Origin of the sequence: Aquimarina algiphila (assembly GCF_947494415.1) — a bacterium.
GTDB lineage: Bacteria > Bacteroidota > Bacteroidia > Flavobacteriales > Flavobacteriaceae > Aquimarina > Aquimarina algiphila.
The window spans coordinates 548,131-566,572 of record NZ_CANLVC010000001.1; the positions used below are offsets into that span (position 1 = coordinate 548,131).

General features: G+C 31.4%; 18 protein-coding genes. 2 read left to right on the forward strand and 16 right to left on the reverse strand.

The genetic code is table 11. The features are described from left to right. Positions 1–4: 4 nt before the first annotated feature. Both PQF96_RS02280 and PQF96_RS02285 read left to right on the forward strand, forming a co-directional pair. The gene (locus PQF96_RS02280; RefSeq protein WP_271764953.1) at positions 5–943 is read left to right on the forward strand and encodes a PorP/SprF family type IX secretion system membrane protein; all 939 of its coding nucleotides are present in this window, start codon (positions 5–7) and stop codon (positions 941–943) included. 12 nt (positions 944–955) lie between these two features. Next, positions 956–2,905, forward strand: a complete 1,950-nt coding sequence (locus PQF96_RS02285) for an OmpA family protein (protein WP_271764954.1) — start codon at positions 956–958, stop codon at positions 2,903–2,905. 16 nt (positions 2,906–2,921) lie between these two features. Here the strand turns inward: PQF96_RS02285 and PQF96_RS02290 are convergent, their stop codons facing one another. The 16 genes from PQF96_RS02290 to prmC all read right to left on the reverse strand — a co-directional run bounded on the left by PQF96_RS02290 (position 2,922) and on the right by prmC (position 18,427). After that, positions 2,922–3,416, reverse strand: a complete 495-nt coding sequence (locus PQF96_RS02290; RefSeq protein WP_271764955.1) for a CAP domain-containing protein — start codon at positions 3,414–3,416, stop codon at positions 2,922–2,924. A gap of 218 nt (positions 3,417–3,634) precedes the next feature. After that, positions 3,635–5,287: a DNA repair protein RecN gene (gene recN, locus PQF96_RS02295; RefSeq protein ID WP_271764956.1), complete on the reverse strand. Its 1,653-nt coding sequence runs from the start codon at positions 5,285–5,287 to the stop codon at positions 3,635–3,637. Between the two features lie 148 nt (positions 5,288–5,435). Beyond that, the gene (gene porD / locus PQF96_RS02300; protein ID WP_109439182.1) at positions 5,436–6,320 is read right to left on the reverse strand and encodes a type IX secretion system protein PorD; all 885 of its coding nucleotides are present in this window, start codon (positions 6,318–6,320) and stop codon (positions 5,436–5,438) included. Next, on the reverse strand, positions 6,313–7,524 hold the full coding sequence (coaBC, locus tag PQF96_RS02305; protein WP_271764957.1) for a bifunctional phosphopantothenoylcysteine decarboxylase/phosphopantothenate--cysteine ligase CoaBC: 1,212 nt from the start codon (positions 7,522–7,524) through the stop codon (positions 6,313–6,315). Before coaBC ends, porD begins: the two co-directional genes overlap by 8 nt. A gap of 4 nt (positions 7,525–7,528) precedes the next feature. Further along, positions 7,529–7,861, reverse strand: coding sequence for a DNA-directed RNA polymerase subunit omega (locus PQF96_RS02310; RefSeq protein ID WP_109439184.1), 333 nt, complete (start codon positions 7,859–7,861; stop codon positions 7,529–7,531). A gap of 15 nt (positions 7,862–7,876) precedes the next feature. Beyond that, on the reverse strand, positions 7,877–8,692 hold the full coding sequence (locus tag PQF96_RS02315) for an outer membrane protein assembly factor BamD (protein WP_333924905.1): 816 nt from the start codon (positions 8,690–8,692) through the stop codon (positions 7,877–7,879). Between the two features lie 235 nt (positions 8,693–8,927). After that, positions 8,928–9,857: an ion channel gene (locus PQF96_RS02320; protein WP_271764958.1), complete on the reverse strand. Its 930-nt coding sequence runs from the start codon at positions 9,855–9,857 to the stop codon at positions 8,928–8,930. A gap of 14 nt (positions 9,858–9,871) precedes the next feature. Then, positions 9,872–10,744, reverse strand: a complete 873-nt coding sequence (dapA, locus tag PQF96_RS02325; protein ID WP_271764959.1) for a 4-hydroxy-tetrahydrodipicolinate synthase — start codon at positions 10,742–10,744, stop codon at positions 9,872–9,874. Position 10,745: 1 nt separating this feature from the next. Next, the gene (locus PQF96_RS02330) at positions 10,746–11,270 is read right to left on the reverse strand and encodes a DUF6913 domain-containing protein (protein ID WP_235011046.1); all 525 of its coding nucleotides are present in this window, start codon (positions 11,268–11,270) and stop codon (positions 10,746–10,748) included. 133 nt (positions 11,271–11,403) lie between these two features. After that, positions 11,404–11,532 carry a hypothetical protein gene (locus tag PQF96_RS02335; protein ID WP_271764960.1) on the reverse strand — a complete coding sequence of 43 codons (129 nt, stop codon included), beginning with the start codon at positions 11,530–11,532 and terminating at the stop codon, positions 11,404–11,406. A 209-nt stretch (positions 11,533–11,741) separates the two neighbouring features. Next, positions 11,742–12,269, reverse strand: coding sequence for a hypothetical protein (locus tag PQF96_RS02340; protein WP_208746763.1), 528 nt, complete (start codon positions 12,267–12,269; stop codon positions 11,742–11,744). A 956-nt stretch (positions 12,270–13,225) separates the two neighbouring features. Further along, positions 13,226–13,921: a hypothetical protein gene (locus tag PQF96_RS02345; protein WP_271764961.1), complete on the reverse strand. Its 696-nt coding sequence runs from the start codon at positions 13,919–13,921 to the stop codon at positions 13,226–13,228. Positions 13,922–14,072: 151 nt separating this feature from the next. Continuing rightward, on the reverse strand, positions 14,073–14,759 hold the full coding sequence (locus PQF96_RS02350; RefSeq protein WP_109439190.1) for a lysoplasmalogenase family protein: 687 nt from the start codon (positions 14,757–14,759) through the stop codon (positions 14,073–14,075). After that, positions 14,756–16,750: an NAD-dependent DNA ligase LigA gene (gene ligA / locus PQF96_RS02355; RefSeq protein WP_143916140.1), complete on the reverse strand. Its 1,995-nt coding sequence runs from the start codon at positions 16,748–16,750 to the stop codon at positions 14,756–14,758. Before ligA ends, PQF96_RS02350 begins: the two co-directional genes overlap by 4 nt. 121 nt (positions 16,751–16,871) lie before the next feature. Continuing rightward, positions 16,872–17,462: an LOG family protein gene (locus PQF96_RS02360; RefSeq protein WP_143916139.1), complete on the reverse strand. Its 591-nt coding sequence runs from the start codon at positions 17,460–17,462 to the stop codon at positions 16,872–16,874. A 113-nt stretch (positions 17,463–17,575) separates the two neighbouring features. Continuing rightward, positions 17,576–18,427, reverse strand: a complete 852-nt coding sequence (gene prmC / locus PQF96_RS02365) for a peptide chain release factor N(5)-glutamine methyltransferase (RefSeq protein ID WP_271764962.1) — start codon at positions 18,425–18,427, stop codon at positions 17,576–17,578. Positions 18,428–18,442 lie beyond the last annotated feature (15 nt).

Here is an 18,442-nt window from a genome sequence, read left to right on the forward strand (position 1 = left end):
ATCCATGAGGGGGGTAAAAAATAAAATAACATTACTAATACTATGTATTAGTTCGATCGGATACACACAACAACTACCGCAGTTCACGCAGTATATGTTTAACACTATATCTATAAATCCAGCCTATGCCGGTAGTAGAGAAACACTAAGTATTGTAGGATTACACAGAAACCAATGGACAGGAATACAAAGAGGACCAGAAACTCAAACATTATCAGTTCATTCTCCATTGAGAAATGATAAAATCGGAATTGGATTATCTGTCATAAGGGATGCTCCTGGTTTTGAAAACTACCTATATATTTATGGTGATTTTTCATATTCTATTAATATCACAGAGACAACAAAATTAGCTTTCGGATTTAAAGGAGGAGTTACACATTATAACCTGGATCAAGAGTTTTTAAACGATCCTGATGTTACTCAAGACCCTTTCTTTGGAAATTATGCTAATCGATTGAATCCAAATATTGGTGCTGGATTATATTTAAATTCGAATGCGTGGTATGTAGGACTTTCTGCTCCCCGAATATTAAACACCGATAATAATCGCACTACTGAAACTACTTCTGTAGAATACGTTGCACTAGAACGTGTGAGCTATTATTTTACTGGAGGATATGTGTTTGACCTTAGCACAAATGCAAAATTAAAGCCATCGATTTTATTTAAAGCTACCAACGGAGCCCCCATTTCGATGGATGTAAACGCAAATGTTCTTCTCTATAATAAATTATGGCTCGGAGGTTCTTATAGATATAATAAAGACACTGCTTCAGTAGGTGCTTTAGCAGATTTTCAAATAACAAAACAATTTAGAGTTGGTTATGCTTATGAACATTTTATTTCTGACCTGAGACCATATATAGGAGCTACTCATGAAATATTACTCATGTATGAACTGTTTAACGAAAAACGTGTTAGATCCCCAAGATTCTTTTAAGCTTATATCTATATGAAAAATAGAATCCTTTTAATTTTAATCTTCTTTTTTAGTACTTTTATTTATGCTCAAAAATCAAAAGTAGCCGACAAATTTTTTAAGGATTTTGCTTATCTCAAAGCAAAAGAATTATATAAAGATGCATTAAAAAAAGAAGATAGTACTAAACATATTCTATCCAGAATTGGTGATTGCTATTACAACAATTCAAACTCAGAACAAGCATACTTTTGGTATAATAAAGCGATTAGCAAGTACAAGGATATTGCTCCTGAATATATTTATAAGTACATACAAACTTTAAGAAGTTTAGGCCATTTTGACGAAGCAAATAATTGGCTAAAAAAACTTAAAGCACATCAAAAAAATAGCAGACGCCTAAAAGGTTCTGAAGATATAACACTCGAAAAATTTCAAGAATTATCCAGCACAAAAGACAAGTATATTCGTATTGTAAATCTAAGTTCAAATAGTAAATATTCTGATTTTGGAGGATATGAAAGAAATGGAAGCCTATATTTCTCTTCATCAAGAGCAAACGACAGTCTTTTTGGAAAACAAAAAATTTATAAGTGGAATGGAGAACCTTATTTAAATATTTATCAATCAACAATTGAACGAATTGATTCAACCCTTGTGATTAGCAATATAACTCCCATTACCTCAGATAAAATAAATTTAAAGAATGAACACGAGGGAGCTTTAGCAATAACAAATGATGGAAAAACGCTATACTTTACAAGAAATAATATTAATAAAAGAAAAAAAGCATCATATGACAAAGAAGGTAACTCTAACCTAAAACTCTATAGAGCTAAACTTCGAAATCGTCTATGGACAGATATTGAGGAGCTGCCTTTTAATGGTAAAACTTTTTCTACCGGACATCCAGCCTTAAGTCCTGATGAGAAGACCTTATATTTTGTTTCAAACAGAGAAGGAGGTTATGGTCAGTCAGACATATACAAAGTTGTTATCAATACCGATGGCACATTTGGAAATATTGAAAACTTAGGTGATAGAATTAATACAGAAGGGCGAGAGGTCTTCCCTTTTGTAGCAAAAGACTCTACATTATATTTCTCTTCAGATAGTCATATAAACTTAGGCCTTTTAGATATTTATAAATCTGATATACTAAAAAAGGACATAGATGAAGATATAGAAATCAAAAATCTTGGGGCACCCTTTAATAGTGGTTATGATGATTTTGCATTTTTTTCCAATCCAACCGGGGATTCTGGTTATTTCTCATCCAATAGAACTGGCGGTATAGGAAGTGATGATATTTACACTTTTGATCGATACGAGTGCATGCAAATTTTAACCGGCATCACATATGATAAAAACACATCAGAACCTCTTCCTGAAGTTACAGTACAGATTATTGATCAAACAGGTAAAATTATTAGTTCTACTCTATCAAACAAAAATGGTGAATATACTTTTGAAGAAATACCATGTGGAAAAACGTTTTCCATTTTTGCTACAAAAGCTAATTATAAACCTGATTCCAAAGAATTCTCAACAACAACCAAAAACAAAGATAAAACTGAAATAGATTTATATTTAACCCCCTTAATTATAAACAAGGAAATTGTAATCAATCCTATCTTCTTTGATTTTGACAAATATGAAATTCGTACTGATGCCGCGTATGAATTAGAGAATATTGTTAGTGTAATGAAAGAAAACCCAAAAATGATTATAAAAATTGAATCCCATACAGATAGTCGTGGTACAGATAGATACAATCTAAAACTATCCCAAAGACGTGCCAAATCCACTAGAGATTATATTCTATCCAGAGGAATTAATACAGAACGAATTCCTAGTTTTGTAGGTTATGGCGAATCACAATTATTAAATAAATGTGGTAAAGGTTATGACAGACAGTGTACTGAAAAAGATCATGAAGAAAATAGACGTTCGGCTTTTTTAATACTCAATGATTATAAATAATCTAGATAGTATTTTTTTATTTTTTAATAAAAATATTTGTAAAATACATAACCCCATCCTCATTTTGCTCTGCTGAAATGTCAAAATTCGTAAAATCACCTTCTATTGTTTCTCTATGGCTATCGCTTTTTATCCATGCATTGACTACAGATTCTGCTGAAGAATATCCATAACCAACATTCTCGGCAACAGAATTTGCTCCTGCATTTGTAAGGAGATATGATTTACGAGCATGAAAGTAATCATGAGAAATTTGATTTTCTTTAATCATATACTCAGTATGACTATATGCTTGTGATTTCACAATATCCAAGGTCTCCAGAACAGATAATCCAATAGATGCTCTGTAATTATTTATACGCTCTAAAATTTCAACCTCAATGGATTTTACTTCTGGAACAGTAAACTCTTTGATAGGAGAATTTAAATCATCATCAACATTTTCTGAGGAACACGAAAAAAATAACATTACCATGCAAGCAATGTAGATTACTCTAATAAGTGATTTCATAATTTGGGGGTTTGTAGATTTGGGAACTACGCTCGCAAACTACAAAATAAATAGAGACAAATAGTGGGCACACTGTTAAAATCGATAAAAAACAATCATTTCATCGGTTTATTCTGCAAATAATCGATGAAATACACGGGTCAAAGTTTTAAAAACCTGTTTTTTAACCAATTAAGAACATGTTTTTTCATATTCAGCTTAATCTAATACTATTAACTTTACTGTATCAACGCTTTTGCATGAGTCAATGCCGAATCAGAAATATCTTTTCCTCCAATCATTTCGGCAATTTCTCTAATTCGCTCCTCCTTGCTTAATAATTTAAGCTGTGTAATTGTAGAATTATTAAGGTCTTCTTTGTAAACTTTGTAGTGACTTTGTCCTTTGGCTGCGATCTGAGGTAAATGAGTAATACTAAAAACCTGGAGATTTTTACTCATATTTATCATCAAATCTGCCATTTTATGCGCTATTTCACCAGAAACTCCTGTATCTATCTCATCAAAAATAATAGTAGGCAATTGAGCGTATCTAGAAAGAATTGACTTAATTGCAATCATTATTCTTGATAACTCCCCGCCTGAAGCCACTTTTTTAAGTTCTCCAAACGCCCCTCCTTTATTAGCAGAAAATAGAAATGTTAAGAGTTCTTTTCCATTAGTTAAATATTTATCCTGTAATTCTAAAGAAGCTTGAAAAGTAGCATTAGACATCCCTAAGGCTTTAAGAATATCCTCTAATTCTTTTATCAGCTTAGGAAGTGCTTTATTTCGTTTCTCATGAATCTTCTCTGCTACTTTATCCAGCTGAGCTTGAACAACTAGTATCTCTTCTTTAATTTTTTCTATATCTTCAGTAAGTGATTCTGTTTTAGCTACTTTTTCCTGCAACACCTCTGTCAAACTAATTAATTCATTGATACCAGAGGCATTATGTTTTATCTGTAAATTATGCAACAACTGTAATCGTTCACTTGCTGCTTGTAATTGTTGAGGGTCTGCTTCAAGCTTATCAAATTCATCTCGCAATGAAGCATATATATCTTCCAATTCTATATATACACTATCGATTCGTCCTGATAGCTCTTTTAAAGAACCAGAATATGATTCTATTTTTGATAGATTAGCCTTAATCGTATTTAATTGATCAGATACCCCAACCTCTTCTGAAGAAACTATAGCAATCGAACCGGATAATCGTTCTTGAATTTCTTCTATATTGTTTAGCCGTTCATATTGCGTTTCTAACTCTTCTAACTCATCAGGTTTTAATTTTGCTTCTTTCAATTCTTTGAGTAAAAAAGCATTATATTCATACTCTTTGGTAAATTCTTCCTGACTAGCAATAAGCGTATGTACCTCTTTTTCTTTTTCTTTTAATAGCTTAAGTCCTCTTTTGTATGATTCTATTTCTCGATCTGCTCCTGACAAGGCATCCAAAACTTCAAATTGAAAATCGTTTGTAGTGACCTCTAAAGTTTGATGTTGACTATGTATATCTATCAATCTTACTCCTAGTGAAGCAAGGGATTGCAAAGTAACAGGTGTATCATTTATAAAAGCTCTTGATTTACCTGAAGGTAATATTTCTCGTCTTATTATAGTCTCATCTTCATAATCAAGTTCTTCTTTTTCAAAAAAAGATTTTAGATTATACTTTGCTACAGAAAACACACCTTCTATTACACATTTTTGAGAACTATCTTTAACACTATTTAAATCTGCTCTTTTACCAAGAAGTAATCCTAAAGCACCAAGTAATAAAGATTTACCGGCTCCAGTTTCTCCCGTAATAGTTATCAAACCAGAATCAAAAGACACCTGTAGCTGTTCTATTAACGCAAAGTTTTTTATCGAAAGACCTTTAAGCAAGGGATAGAAATATTTATTGTTTTAAAAAAGTAAAGATACTATAGTTTTTAAAAAAAACATCTGTTGCTTTTATTTTTTTAAACGGACAAAATTTGTAACATAATTATCAAAAACACCTGAAGTAAACCCAACAAAAATAAAAGTATTCTTAGAATTTAATTTCTTTCCAATTATCTCCATAAGTAGGAGCAATTTTATTGAGTATCTGAATTGTTTCGGCAATATTTACAGAAGGTCCACCGGAAAGAACGCTTGCTATTTCATCTGCTTTGGCATCAAAAAACACTCGCATTATATATGAATTTGGCCTGGTATTATGAACATCTTCCAACGACTTCATTGCTTCGGTAATTGTTTTTTTACCTTCTTTTAAATTATTATGCATTACATCCAGTCCTTCTCTATGATAAGTATACATCGCTTTCCTATATCCTTCATACGTATTAGACAGAAGATCATCATTAAGCCTAAATCTATTAGGGTTTTGTTCTCGTTGCCACCCCAACGTATTACTACTTTGCGCATTTCCTACGATATTTTTTGCTTCTTCGTAATACGATGTACCACTATTCATTTCAAAAGTATCTGCATCCACCCCCAAAATAGTATATAAATAAAATGCAACAACAGAAATCAGATTAGATTCAAAATTATTTGGATTATAGTTTAGTGGCTGAAATTCTAGATAATTAAAACTAAACTGCTTATCATTAACATTAAAAATAGTAGTTGAATAATTGGATCCAAATACAGGGCGTGAAGCTTGCACCTGAACAGTTGCTGTAAAAGCATCATTATCATATCCTACTATTGTGACAAAAAAGCTACAATTAATGCGTTCTTCTGTACGATAATCTACATCTGTCCATTTTGTATTGTTAATAAATTCTGTTAGTGAACGCTCCAAAGTTTTAAACACTTGTAAATTTGGATTCCCCGTTTGCTCGGCATTAACTACTACTGTAGCATTAAATTCCTGGGCATTAGCTCCAAAACTTACTATAAGCGCGATAACAAGGAACAGTCTATTCATTTTTTAGCGTATTAATTTCATTGAATATATCTTGAGCAACCTCTGACTTTGTTTTTAGATCAAACGCTTTAATCCCTAATTTATGATTAATCAGAGTCACTTTATTTGTTTGCCCTTTAAAACCAGCCCCTTTATCATTAAGAGAATTAAGAACAATCAAATCTAAGTTTTTATTTTTTAATTTACTTTTTGCATTCTCTTCTTCATTTTCAGTCTCTAACGCAAAACCTACCAAAAACTGGTGTTTCTTTTCTGCTCCCATCCATTTAAGGATATCATTTGTTCTCTCTAATTCAATAGAAAATGCAGTATCTTTCTTTTTAATTTTTTGATTTGATATATTTTTAGGTCTATAATCTGCAACAGCAGCCGACGCAATAGCTATATCTGAAGTCTCATATTCTAACATCACCGCTTCATACATATCTTTTGCGCTGATTACATTAATCACTCTGATTAAGCTATGATTAACAGAAAGTGAGGATGGTCCTAAAACCAAACACACCTGAGCCCCAAGATTAGCAGCTACATTAGCCAATTCGATTCCCATTCTACCACTGGAATGATTTCCAATGAATCGAACTGGATCAATTGCTTCATAGGTTGGCCCAGCAGTAATAAGAACTTTTTTTCCTTCTAACGGAAGCTTTCCTAAAATATCTTTTTCTATAAATTTAACGATAGTATCTGGTTCTGCCATACGTCCTTGTCCAACTAACCCACTAGCTAATTCTCCCGACTCTGCAGGAATCATAATATTACCAAATTCTTGTAATTTTTTGAAAGTTTGATGTGTAGATGGATGATTATACATATCTAAATCCATCGCTGGCGCAAAATACACAGGACACTTTGCAGATAAGTAAGTAGCTAGTAATAAATTATCACTATTTCCTGTTGCCATTTTAGACATCGTATTAGCTGTAGCTGGAGCTACCAACATCAAATCAGCCCATAACCCAAAATCGACATGATTATTCCATTCTGCATTTTCATCTTCTTCATTAAAGAAAGATGAATACACAGGGTTTTTGGATAATGTAGATAAGGTTAGCGGAGTCACAAAGTCCTTAGATGCAGGGGTCATAATAACCTTTACCTCTGCTCCGGCTTTAATAAACAAACGAACTAAGCTAGCTGTTTTATAGGCTGCAATACCAGCGGTTACACCAATTAAAATCTTTTTACCGCTTAAAATTGACATAGATTTATAAAGATTCTGTGTCCGCCTTTGTATTTCTATGATAAATCTTACCTTCTAACCATTCTTGTACAGCTAATGCATGTGGCTTTGGTAATCTTTCATAAAACTTAGAAACTTCTATTTGTTCTTTATTCTCAAAGATTTCTTCTAAGCTATCATTATAAGTAGCAAATTCATCCAATTTCTCAAGAAGTTCTTTCTTGATATCTGTATTGATTTGTGTTGCTCTTTTTGATATAACCGAAATCGCTTCATAGATATTATCTGTTGGTTGATCTATACGGTTTTTATCGATAGTAGTTGTGTTTACCGGCGCATTACTTTTTTTCAAATCCATCTTCTACTTTATTTTCTATTTGAATTGTTCTAATCTTGATTTTATATCTTCTCCTATCTCATCTGCCTTTTCAATATATTCACCTTCAGTTTTATAATACTTCTTATAGTTATTATAATACCCTTGAGCTACTGTAAGCCTCTCTTTTACTAAGCTTTGGTAACTTCCTATAGCAAGAAGGTATTCAGATTCTAATTTGTAATATAATACTTTTTCTCTAAAAGAAGAACCTGGATAATCAACCAAATAATTATCAAATGCTGCAATAGCAACTTTATAATCTTCGCGATGATGATTTTGTTTTGCTATTTCATATGCTTTTTTCTCCTTCTTAGTTCTAAGCTCAGCCACTAAAGCATTAGCCTCTTTTAATCTTTCACTATCAGGATACGTATTTATATATGCCTGAAGTTTTTCGAGTGCCTTATCAGTATCTTCTTGATCCAAACTATATCTGGGAGATAATTCATAATAACTTTTTGCTCCTTTATATGATGCATCTTCCCTTTTTTGACTTTTAGGATAAGACTTTGCAAATCTCTCAAATTGATATCCCGCAAGATAAAAATCTTCTAACTGATAGTATGTATCAGCATAATAGTACATTATTCTTTCTGCTTGTGGCTTGCCTCGATATTGAGGTACAATCTGTTCGAATAAACGCAAAGCTTTCTTGTACTTCTCTTTTTTGTACAATTCTTCGGCAGTTTTATATTTTGCAGCTAAATCTTCACCTCTTAGCACCTTTTGATACTCACTACAAGACCCTAAGAATAATACAAAAACAAATAAATACAATAATCTCATCATAGCTAAAAAAACATCTGGCAAAAGTATATATTTCTGCCGTATTACAAAAACTTTAATTCATCAATTCATCTATCCTCATATATTGTTCTTTAATTTTGGATAGAATTCCTCTAAATATATCTAAGTTTACTATAAACTTAGCAATTTTGACTCATTTCAATAACTATATAATTAAAGCTTTGTTGCAGAATTAAGTTTATTCACTCTCTATTTTAGAACATTTAGATTCATTCATATCCTTTTGAAGGACAATTTTCTATTTATGTGCGGTATTATTTATGGTTTTATCAAGATTATTATGGTCAAGAATAGTATACCCTTCATCATCATAATAGAATGCAGAAACAAAATTTTGACCCTGTATTACATCTTTTAGTTCGTATGAATGCACTTGATGCACTTCTTGAGCAAAAGATTCATCATAATAACTTACAAGAATAAGAATTTCTCCATTTAATTCTGGCAGTTGTTTTCTTTCAAATTTTGCTAATGGACTCAACTTATCTATTGGATGAACTATAGTCCAAGTTGTAGGTAAATAGGTAATAGAATCTCGTTCTAATTTTAATTTATAAAAACTGTTTACATACTCCCCTTCTTTATCTTCTTGAGACAAAGCTAGCGTTGCTTCTATTTTGGGCCGAATCATTACATTAGTACTTCTACTCATCAATCTAAACATAATAGAATATACTTCATTGTGCTCTCGAAGAACTATAGTGTTACTAAATCTAATATTGGCTCTAGGCTTAGAGAATCTACCATATAACAATCCTGTAATAAATGAAAAACTCAGTAATCCTATAAGCGCTTCAAAAGAAGATATAATTCCAAAAAGCAATCCTTTTGGAGCCATAGCTCCATAACCAACAGTAGTAATTGTTTGTGCCGAAAAAAAGAATGCTTTTAAAAAATCTCTAAAAAAATTACCCGTCGGATCCGCAATATTAGAAATTCCAAATAGAGTATAAATAAGTGCAAATATAGAATTGATCAAAGTATACCCTAGTAGTACCCAAAGAAAGAATTTTGTCCAACTAATACTAATTAAGTAATTATAACTCTCTGATAAAGAACTAGGTCTATTGACATGTTTTATATTAAAAGATCCATCTTGATTTATAAATCGTTTGGCGTGTTTATTTGAGGACTTACCTATTCCCGGATCTTTTATTCTTTTAGCCATTACTATGAAAACTATTAATCTTCAATATACTCTTTTATTTTATGAGATAAGCTTTGTGATACTTTTACTAATGGTAAACGCACATAATCATCGCATACTCCTTTTACCTTCAAAACATGCTTTATTCCGGCAGGGTTTCCTTCTTCAAAAGCATAATCCAGAACTGGTAAAAGTTGATATAAAATATCAAAAGCTTTTTTTGTTTCTCCAGACAACCCTAACCGTATCATTTCTGAAAAAGATTCTGGAAACCCCTGTCCCACTACACTAATAACACCATCCCCTCCAGCAGCAACAGCTGGTAAAGCCAGAGCATCATCTCCAGAAATTACAAGAAAGTCTTTTGGTTTATCTTTGATAATCTTCAACACCTGTGTAAAATCACCAACAGCCTCTTTAATCCCAATAATATTATCTAATTGAGCCAAACGCAATGTTGTGTCTGCTGTCATATTTGTTCCTGTTCGAGAAGGTACATTGTACAGCAATACTGGTAATTTTGCCGCATCGTTTATAGCCTTATAGTGTTGATAAATCCCTTCTTGAGTTGGTCGATTATACATAGGAACAACAGAAAGAATCGCATCAAATTCTGAGACATTAACCTCTTTCATTTCATCAAGAATAGCTGCAGTATTATTACCTCCCACACCAATTACCAGAGGAAGTCTTTTATTATTCACTTCTATGATATGAGTTATTAAACTCTTCTTTTCTTCTTTGGTTAAAGTAACCGATTCTGCAGTAGTTCCTAAAACCACTAAATACTCTACTTTACCTTCTATACAAAAATTAACAAGAGAAGTTACTCCTTGATAATCTATTGAACCATCTATATTAAAAGGAGTAGCTAATGCTACACCTGTCCCTCTAAGAAAAGTACTCATACTATATAATCTGTAAAATTTTTAAATATTTCTTAAGCTCTGATATAAAAAGGTTAGCATCATCGGTTGTAGCTCCAATAATTAAATCATTGATTCGATTATCCACATCTGCAAAACCTACTTTTAATTTGGCTTTGGAAGCAGCTGCAACATAATTTAATTCCATTTTATCTTTTCCATAAAAATTAATCAAAACATCATAATCTTTATTTATAAATTCTTGCAAAGATCTACTTTTTACTGCCCCATTAACTCCAAAACTTTTGTCATTATAATAAGCCGTATCCTTATCATCTTCAATATCTTTTTGATCTTCTTTGTACCCCATTACTTTAAGCGCCCCAGAACTAACTCCTAATTCGTTAGCTAGTTTCAATAATGAAATAATATTGATAGAATGCGATGCATCTATAAGAACTGCTAGTGTCTTAAGATTAGAAATACTTCTAGATTCAGCATCTCTTTTCTTTAGATGAGCATCGATACTTTTCTTTATTGCATTTCTTTTAAGACCCTTTAAAATCATTTATTAAAAAAATTAATAAGCCACAAATGTAGCTATTTTACAGTTTACAATCATCCATGAAGTTATAAGAAAAATCAAAAACTAAATCATCCCAGAATATCTATATCTATCCATCAGTTTTTCTTTCATGTTTTCACCAAAATACCAAGTCACACAACTCAAAAGGAACAACCTGAATTTCAATACGATATAAAACCTTATATCGTTCTACAGAAAATGAAGATTCAAAATCTCTCGAACATCCAATTAAATCGATTCCCAAATAGCCCTCATTTTTTTCGATTAAAATAACCTGATCTTTAAACGGTAAAATGATTCCTATTGTTGTAGCATGTTTTTTTTGAACACTACCCTCTTCTTTTATTATTCTTTATCAAAGTCTTTAATTAGTGATATTGAAGCCTAAAAATATTTACGAATATAAATTATAAACACCAGATAAAAACTTTGATTTATCCAGAAGAAACAATTTTAAAAATGCCCCTCCTCTTTTGACGATGAATCTATGCGCTTTGTTTCAATAAAAAAACTTACAAAAAAGTAAATCCCCCCTATTTCTGCGATATTAATAAGCACGGTAAATACCCTATTATAAAAATAAAATTCATTTATAGCCAAGAGAAAATCCACAAACAAAGTACAACATGTAGCTATAAAAAGGTAAATTGATTTTTCATAACGATCGGACAAATAAATAAAAAAACTTACCCCAGAGAATAAAAGTGCACTAACTATTATTAATACTGTAGCTTTAATATCATTTATAATCTTAGGCAACACCAATTCAGTTACAGAAAATATTAAATATGCAATTAATAGAGTACTAATTATCACCGGAGGAGAGAATAACATACTTAATTTAACATCTTTCTTATTAACATAGCGCTTTAACATAAGTATGCACAAGACATAAAACAAAGCAATAAGTATAGAGATAAGAATATAATACTTTACAAAATCTACATATATTAAAATATCAGTGACAGCAATAATGACCATACTTAAAGGAAATAGAAAACGTATCCTTTTTACTGATTTTAAATACAACAAAACCAACGACAAAGGAACAAATGGCTTTACATAAATCAACAACCATTTATCAAGAAAAACGGCGACCCATATAACCATCAAGAAAGTGAGATAGAAGAACAAATATGTAATGCTTGTTTTTTTCAAGAATATTTAAAAAAATTACACCTCAACTACTAGATATTTATTTCCTTAATGCCTTCCTCTTAGAAATAATCATCATTTACCGGAACTAAATTCTGCTGTTCTATGAAAAACTTAATTAAGAAAAATTGACCCGAAATCTGTAATAGGTTTATTATTAACACAAACACCTCTAAAGAAACATAAAGGTTATCAAGTGCTGTAACTATATTCACTATTAAAAAGCAGGAAGCAGCAACCATTAAGGAAGAACTGATAATTGTTTTACTATTTAAATAAATATAATAGCAAAGCCCTATAAAAGAAGTAAAACAAGCTATTAACACAAAAAGATAGAACTTATGATCGTATACTTGAGGTAAAATTAAATCTGCGACAGAAAACAGAACATACATGATAAGCAACATAGTTATTATCAATTGAACCGTGAAAATTTTCTTGAATTGAACCTTTATCTTTTTTAAACTTTTCCAAAGTAAAATGATATTAAGTATATAGTATACTGAAAGTAAAATGTTAAGAATTCTAAAGTAACGGATAAAATCTTTACTAGTTAAAATCTCCAAAACCATAATTAATAGCATTGTAAATATAACCAAGTAATTTTTTCGTTTTGCTTTTATCAGATATAAAATACACAGTGAAATAATCACGGAAGGCTTAAAGAAAATGATCAATTTCTCCGCAAAAATTGACACAATCAAAGTAAGTATTCCTGTTAGGTAGAATAATCGGTATGTTAGTTTCTCTGTCATCAATACTTAATTCTTTCGTATTAAACATCAAAAACCTTCAAACTCTTCAGCCTTAAGAATCAAAGATTTTGTTATCATATAATGTACTAAAAAAACGAGAGCAATGGGTTCACATATCAACATAAGTAACTTAAGCTCAAAAGACTCAAGATAAAACCTATCTATTAAGAACATGAAATTACCAAATGCAAAATTTAACATCGATAAAAAAAACCAAAGTGATTTTTCTGATCTTATATTAATATAATGCATTGCTCCTATTATGAGCAACATATAAATTAGTAATAAATAAAGAAACCCTAGTATTTTGAGTTCTCCCATAGGTTCTTCTAGCTCCATATATGCTATGAAAAATATAACAGTATATAAAGAACTACCTAGCACCAATGTAAAGACATCCCTTCTATTGTACTTAAATGACTTATGATTATAATACAAGAAGTAAAACATTAGAACATAAGCAATCATATGTCCTATTATTTGAAATTTAACAACTTCTTCAATTTCACAAAAAACAATCAATTCTCGTATAAAGAAGATCAACAGAATGATTACCTTATACACCTGTACCTGTCTAGTACTTATGAAATAAAGTGTGATTATTGATATCAAAAGAAGTATGCTAATGTATGTGTTTAAAAACTCATTTTCAAACACAAAACCAAGCACTTGTAAGATAATCAAAAAAGAAATTAAAAGCTTTAGTAGTTTCTCTCCATTCATTAACTATATTTTGTGCTTGAAATTTGACTTTTTTTAAATCCAAACACTTTGTTATACAATCATTTTTTTCCCTTACACAATATACTAAATTTTATAAGAACAAAAATTTTGGGAAAAATCAAACAAAAAAAGACTCTACACAACACCTTAATTAAAGCTTATTTAATTTTAACGGAGCTGGACTTGCTATTTGAAATTGTACTAAAAAGAAAACGGCCAATAACTGATAAATAGAATTTATAATTTCAAATTCTATGGAAGAAATATAAAACTTATCCAAAGCAAAACAGGAATCACTTATAACAAAATTGAGTATCGCGATCAAAAACCATAATGACTTAGTAGATCTAATATTGACATACTGAAAAACAGCACCTATAAATAAAAAATACAATATTAATAAATACGTTAGTCCATAAAATTTAATCCCACCCATTGATCCTTCAATAGCTTCATAAATCTCATATACGATAAGAGTCCAGGCAACCCAGAAAACACTTAAATAAACAATATCTGTTGTGCCATAGTCTATCGGTTTATAGTTTTTATATAAAAAAAAGAACAATAACAAGTAACACACACTATAGCTCATCAAAACATACATAAAGCTATTCTCCACATCTGTCAACAAAAATATATCTCCTAAAAAACAAAGCAATAAAACCATTAAAAACAAAACATCTATCTTCTTTGTATTAAACCAATACAGCATAAAAAATAATGGCACCGTCGTAGGTTTTATATAGAATTCTAAAACCGGCCATTGCATAGCTGTACTTAACACGCAAAGTCCCCCCGTTATAATCAATAATATTTTAATGAGGGTTCTTGTTTTCATGATAATTTACCAAGAAATTCGTCTTCGCTAATAATAGGAACTTCTAATTTTTTTGCTTTTTCTAATTTACTTGGTCCCATATTGGCACCGGCAACAATAAAAGAAGTTTTAGAAGAGATAGAACTTGACACTTTACCTCCATTATCTTCAATTAGCTTTTTAAGCTCATTACGAGATACTTTTTCAAACACTCCTGAAACCACGAATGTCTGACCCTGTAACGTATCTGTTTGATTTGCCAGTTTTTCTGCAGAAACCTCTAACTGAACACCATATTGTTGTAATCTAGTAACCAATGCCTTATTTTCATCAGATGCAAAAAATTCTATAACACTCTGAGCTATTTTAATTCCTATCTCATCAACATTTACTAGTTCTTCTTCTGATGCTGCAATAATACCATCAATAAACTTATAATGTTTGGCTAACTTCTTTGCCACTGTTTCTCCTACATATCGAATTCCTAAAGCGAATAGAACACGTTCAAAAGGAATTTCTTTAGACTTTTCTATTCCCACAATAAGGTTTTCGGCACTCTTCTCTGCCATTCTTTCCAGCGGAATTACCTGTTCCTTTTTTAACTCATAGAGATCAGCATAATTAGCAATCAGACCTTCATTTACTAGCAGTGCCACCGTTTCTCCTCCTAATCCTTCTATATCCATCGCTTTACGCGAAATATAATGTTGTATGCGACCAATAATCTGTGGAGGGCAACCTGCATAATTAGGACAGTAATGCTGCGCTTCTCCGTCCTTACGAATAAGTTCTGTTTGACATTCTGGACATTCTGTTATATAAACCGTAGGTTCTGAAGCCTGATCTCTTTTTTGAAAATCAACAGCTATTATTTTCGGAATAATCTCTCCTCCTTTTTCTACAAAAACAGTATCTCCTACCCGAATATCCAATTTCTCTATCTGATCTGCGTTATGCAATGAAGCTCTTTTCACTGTGGTTCCCGCAAGAGCCACAGGTTCAAGATTAGCTACTGGTGTAATTGCACCTGTCCTCCCTACCTGATATGTAATCTCATGAAGTATTGTTGAAGCTTGTTCTGCTTTAAATTTATATGCCATTGCCCATCTTGGGGCTTTTGCTGTAAAACCTAATTCTTCTTGTTGCTGAAGATCATTTACCTTAATAACCACACCATCAGTTTCATATGGCAGATCATGACGATGTTCATCCCAATACCCAATAAAATCCAACACTTCATCGATTGAACCTACCCATTTGGATTCTGCTGGAACTTTAAACCCCCAATCTCTTGCTTTTTCCAAACTTTGAAACTGAGACGCTATCCCTAATCTATTTCCTGTGATATTATACAACAAACAATCTAGCGGACGCTTAGCAGTCTCACTACTATCTTGTAGTTTAAGACTACCAGAAGCTGTATTTCTAGGGTTTGCATATGGTTCTTCTCCTGCCGCAATTCGTTCCTGATTCATTTTGGCAAAACCTTCATACGGCAAAACAATTTCACCACGTATATCAAATTTTGGAGGAAAATCACCTTTTAATTTTAGCGGTACAGAATTAATGGTTTTCACATTTGTAGTCACATTATCTCCTTGAATACCATCTCCTCTTGTTACAGCCCTAATCAGTTTCCCTTCCTCATACGTGAGGCTTATAGAAGCTCCATCATACTTAAGTTCACATGTATAACTAACTTCTCCATCAACTAATTTTTTAATACGTTTTTCCCAGTCTAGCAAATCTTCTTTAGAATATGAATTATCTAATGAATACATTCGATATTCATGTACTACAGTCTCAAAATTCTTAGTTACCTCCCCTCCAACTCTAAGTGTTGGAGAATTAGGATCATAAAACTCTGGATGATTTTCTTCTAATTCTTGTAATGCTTTGAGTTTCATATCAAACTCATAATCACTTATCACTGCAGCATCTAATACGTAATAATTATAATTATGTTTTCTTAGTTCTTCTCTTAGTTGATTAATTTGTTGTTCTGTATTCATCTGTATTATATATATCGTTCAATAGTCAAATCCAACCTTCGACTACTAAAACAATCATTCCCCTTTTACAAGTATTCTTTTAAATTACTAAATTTTATCTATATAGTATCTATTTCAGATTTTATGTCCTTTCTGGTTTTAACCATTTTGGAACTTCTGTCGATTTAAAATTCCTCATCTTATCTAATAGCCTATCAATATCATCTTCTACTATAAGAAGTTCGTAGTTTTCCATTTTTAAAAAACCTCTTCGAACCATATTCTCTAAAAGTCCTAGTAAATCATTATAAAATCCTGAAACATTTAATAAGCCTATTGGTTTTTGATGCAGACCAAGCTGAGCCCAAGTGATAATTTCAAACAATTCTTCTAATGTTCCAAACCCACCTGGTAATGTAATAAACCCATCACTAAATTCTTGCATTTTCATTTTCCGTTGATGCATATTCTCTGTAGTATACAACTCTGTTAAACCAAGGTGAACCACTTCTTTCAGTTTCAAAAACTCGGGAATTATCCCAACTACCTTTCCTTTATTAGTAAGAGCACCTTCTGCTATTTTACCCATAATTCCTATTTTGGCAGCTCCATACACCAGAGTAATATTTTGTAAAGCCATTTTTTCTCCTAATAAAAATGCTTCAGAAATAACTTTAGTATCATTACCCTCACTACTTCCACAAAATACACAAATTGAATTAAGATTATTCATACATTTATACCTTTTAAATTCTCAAAAAAGAATCTCTACAAATCTTATAATTTCTATTAAAAATCCCAGATTTGTATTTTCTTATTTACGTCGGCCAATTTAACATCTTCTCACTAGTCGAAACAAGCCTTTATCATTCGATCATTTCCATACAAATCCTTACGTATTTCTACAGATGTAAAACCTAAGTTTTCAATCATATCTTTAGTTTCTAAACCCAAATATTGATTAATCTCAAAATATAACGATCCTTCCTTTTTTAATTTATTTTTTGCCAAACTTGTAATCTTTTCATAAAAAACCAATGGTTGATCATCAGATACAAACAAAGCTCTTGACGGTTCATTATCAAGCACATTTGATTTCATTTCTATTTTTTCTAACTCACGAACATAGGGTGGATTAGAAACTATAACATCAAAATCAATAGATAAATCCTGAGTCTCTAAAATATTTGCTTTGATAAAAGTAACGTTTACTTTATTTAATTTTGCATTTTCTTCTGCAACCTTAATTGCTGGTTCTGAAATATCAATTGCGTATACTCTAGCTTCTGGTATTTTTTTTGCCAAAGAAATCGCAATACAACCACTACCTGTTCCTATATCTAATATTGCTATTGGATCATTCGAGTTAAGTCGGTCTTTTATAATCCAATCCACTAATTCTTCAGTTTCTGGCCTGGGAATCAATACATTTTCACTTACCACAAAAGGCAATCCATAAAAATCAGTTTTTCCAATTATATATTGAATAGGCTCCTGGTGTAGTAATCGGTTTTTTGCAGCATCAAAATCACTAATCTCATCATCAGAAAGAATTTTGTCTAGATTGATAGCGACATTCACTCTGGTAAGGCCTAAAATTTCTTCTGAAAGCAAATAAAAAAAGGATAAAATTTCTGCAGAATCATAAAGTCCGGATAGAGAATTCACAAAACTAGTTCTTAGGTCTTTTATCTTCAACTGGAAGTTTATTTT